General features: G+C 58.1%; 5 protein-coding genes and 1 pseudogene. All 6 read right to left on the bottom strand.

From position 1 onward, the window contains the following. Nucleotides 1–329: pseudogene (locus NDI87_RS17230) on the bottom strand (cobalamin biosynthesis protein CbiB); the annotation flags it as partial. A 25-nt stretch (nt 330–354) separates the two neighbouring features. Continuing rightward, nucleotides 355–1026: a CoA pyrophosphatase gene (locus NDI87_RS17225; protein ID WP_296276814.1), complete on the bottom strand. Its 672-nt coding sequence runs from the start codon at nt 1024–1026 to the stop codon at nt 355–357. A gap of 78 nt (nt 1027–1104) precedes the next feature. Beyond that, nucleotides 1105–1485: a 50S ribosomal protein L19 gene (gene rplS / locus NDI87_RS17220; protein ID WP_296276813.1), complete on the bottom strand. Its 381-nt coding sequence runs from the start codon at nt 1483–1485 to the stop codon at nt 1105–1107. A gap of 73 nt (nt 1486–1558) precedes the next feature. Continuing rightward, the gene (trmD, locus tag NDI87_RS17215) at nt 1559–2326 is read right to left on the bottom strand and encodes a tRNA (guanosine(37)-N1)-methyltransferase TrmD (RefSeq protein ID WP_296276811.1); all 768 of its coding nucleotides are present in this window, start codon (nt 2324–2326) and stop codon (nt 1559–1561) included. A gap of 10 nt (nt 2327–2336) precedes the next feature. Continuing rightward, a complete protein-coding gene (gene rimM, locus NDI87_RS17210) occupies nt 2337–2900 on the bottom strand; it encodes a ribosome maturation factor RimM (protein ID WP_296276815.1) in 564 nt (187 codons plus the stop codon). Nucleotides 2901–2909: 9 nt separating this feature from the next. After that, entirely contained in the window at nt 2910–3161 is a 252-nt protein-coding gene (gene rpsP, locus NDI87_RS17205) for a 30S ribosomal protein S16 (protein WP_296276810.1), read from the bottom strand. Nucleotides 3162–3257 lie beyond the last annotated feature (96 nt).

Here is a 3257-nt window from a genome sequence, read left to right as displayed (position 1 = left end):
TCGTCGTTGGCCAAGGCATCCCGTACTTCGGTGAAATGGAAACTGAATTGACGAAAGCCAAGTGATGCGTACAACACCAGGGCGCTCCAGAGCACCGCCAGCGGCCAACCCACCCAGAAGGCAAGTGACCAATAAATCAGCAAGGCCAGGCCGGATGGCACGCCCACCGCCAGACCCCAGGCCAGCCAGGTGTGCAAGGACTTGCCGGTATCCAGATTACGGCTGCAGTAGCGCACCCAGGCGCGCATGGCGGCATGAATCGGATTGCCGCGGCTCAAGGGCCGCGCTTGTTCCAGCAGCAGGGCAAACAGCACAGAGATAAGGCTCATGCGCGAATCATAGCGGCTGTACGGTTCAAGCCCGCAGAAACTGGTAAAAGTTGCGCAGCATGCCAGCCGTTGCGCCCCAGATAAAGCGCTCGGTCTGATGGTCCTGGTAGGGTATTGACAACCATTCGCGTTGCACGCCCTGCCATTCCGCCCGATGGTGCCGATGGTGGGCCGGATTCATCAAATATGCCAGTGGTACCTCAAATACATCGGCTACTTCATACGGATTGGGACTTAGCGCAAAGCCCGGAGAGACCAGTGCCACCACCGGTGCGATATGGAAGGCCGAGCCTGTAATATAGATCGGCAATTGGCCGAGGACCTCTACAAAATGCGCATCCAGACCAATTTCTTCCTGGGCCTCACGCAACGCGGCGGCGACCGCGTCGGCATCGGTCTCATCGACCTTGCCACCTGGAAAGGCAATTTGTCCGGAGTGGGTGCTCAGGTGCGGTGTGCGCAGGGTGAGCAAGACGGTTGGTTCCGGACGCAGCACAATGGGCAGCAGCACCGCCGCAGGCATGGGCTCGCGGTCCATGAACTTTTTCTCCACCCTGAACTCGGGTTGCCAGGCGGGCGGCGCAGCAAAACGTGAGCGCAACGCGTCGGCTTCTAGCCATTTTCGCGCTACCGCAGGCAAATGGCTGTCCACCTGCGTCACAGGCACCGTGCGCGGATCAATTTGGGGTAGGGTCATGGTCGGGGGCAGGCATGAAGGGCGAAAAAAAACCGCCACAGTTGACTGAGGCGGTTTTTTGGGCTGTGCGCTGGCGTATCAAGCGGCGCTTGTTGCCACTTTGCGGGCCGGCAGTTTTTCCTTGATACGTGCCGACTTGCCGCTGCGGTCACGCAGGTAGTACAACTTGGCACGACGCACATCACCGCGGCGCTTGACTTCAATGTTGGCAATCAGCGGGCTGTAGGTCTGGAAAGTGCGCTCGACACCTTCGCCGCTGGAAATTTTACGAACGGTGAAGCCGCTGTTGAGGCCGCGATTGCGCTTGGCAATCACCACGCCTTCATAGGCTTGCAGACGCTTGCGGGTGCCTTCAACTACGTTCAGGCTCACGACAACGGTGTCGCCAGGACCAAACTCGGGGATGGTCTTGTTCAGGCGAGCAATTTCTTCTTGCTCAAGGATTTGGATCAGGTTCATAAGTTCTTTCAATGATCATGCCAGCACCAGCGTCACCATGACGCATGCCAATGTGCAATGCACTCTGGCGGTCTTACAGAGGATCGGGAAGCCGATGATTATAGCCTGAGAGTTCAGCTTCATCAATTTGGGTCAAATGGCCGGCGCGGCGGGCCTGGTCAATCAGCTCAGGTCGCAAGCGAAGGGTAAGCAACAAACGCTGGTTGCGGCGCCAGCGTTCAATGTTGACATGGTGGCCGCTGAGCAGCACGTCTGGTACGGCCTGGTCTTGCCAGATTTCGGGTCGGGTGTAGTGCGGGCAGTCCAGCAGGCCATCCAATGCCGGGTTGAAACTGTCCTGCGCATGGCTGTCGGCATCTCCGAGCACGCCGGGTTGCAGCCGGGCCACCGCATCAAGCAAAGCCATGGCAGCGATTTCTCCGCCAGACAGCACAAAGTCACCCAGACTGATTTGCTCGGTGACATGGGTATCGATAAAGCGCTGGTCAATGCCTTCGTAGCGGCCACAAATCAGCACCGCGCCACGGCTCTCCGACCAGCGTGTCACCATGGCGTGGTTGAGTGGCTTGCCAATCGGCGAAAACAGGACGACTGGCGCGTCGTCGGGGCGTTGGGCACGAATGGTTGACAGGCACTGGGACAGAGGCTCGGCCATCATCACCATGCCGGGGCCGCCACCAAAGGGGCGGTCATCGACCCGGCGGTAATTGCCTTGCGCAAAATCACGCAGTTGGTGCAGTTGCACATCCACTTGACCGGATTCAAAGGCGCGCCGGGTGATGCCAGTGCTGAGCAGGGGGGCAAACAATTCCGGAAACAGCGTCACCACGTCAAATCGCATGATGCCGCTTTCAGTAATCAGCTTGCCAGTCCACCAGAATGCGTCGCTCGCTCAAGCGCACATCGTCGATGTAAACCGCCACAAACGGGATCATGATTTCCACGGTTTTGCCATCCTGCAGCTGGTCGATCACCAGCACCGTTTGTGGGCCGGTTGTCAGAAGGTCGCGCACTTGACCCAGGGGCACGCCTTCGCGGTTGATGACCTCAAGTCCGAGCAGGTCAACCCAGTAGTATTCGTCTTTTTGGGCCGCGGGAAAGCTGCTTCGCGAGATGAAGATGCGCGCACCCTTGAGGGCATCGGCAGCATTCCGGTCATCAATAGTTTGCGCGCAGGCGACCACGGTTCCTGAATGGATTTTGGCTTCCTTAACTTTCAGCAATCCGACGCCATCAAAGGTTTTGACACCTTTTTCGGTGGGAAGCAGAAACCAGGATTGGGAAGAAAAAAGCGCCTCGGGATCGGCGCTGTAGGGAAGGACCTTGAACCACCCCCTGATGCCCCAGGCGTCAAGGATGCGCCCGACTTCGATGGCATCTGCCGGTAATTCGGCAGCCTCCAGGCCGGGCAACATCAGCAACAATCAGGCTGCTTTGGCAGCAGATTGTTTGATCAGGCGTTCAACGGTGGGGGATGCTTGCGCGCCCACGCTGCGCCAGTAAGTCAAACGGTCCTGGGCAATGCGGATGCTTTCTTCGGTGGCTGTTGCGATCGGGTTGTAAAAACCAATGCGCTCAATGAAGCGACCATCACGACGGGTGCGTTTGTCGGCCACCACAATGTTGAAAAACGGGCGAGCTTTTGCACCGCCACGGGCGAGTCGAATGACGACCATGATGTATCCTTTGGGGAAGTGGAATAACTTCCACGAAAATTGGCATTTAACCTGGCGTTTGAGACACGCGACATAACCACCCGGTTATGCGACACG

This window comes from Rhodoferax sp., assembly GCF_023701345.1.
In the GTDB taxonomy this organism is placed as follows: domain Bacteria; phylum Pseudomonadota; class Gammaproteobacteria; order Burkholderiales; family Burkholderiaceae_C; genus Rhodoferax.
This window is presented reverse-complemented; position numbering and strand designations above follow the sequence as displayed.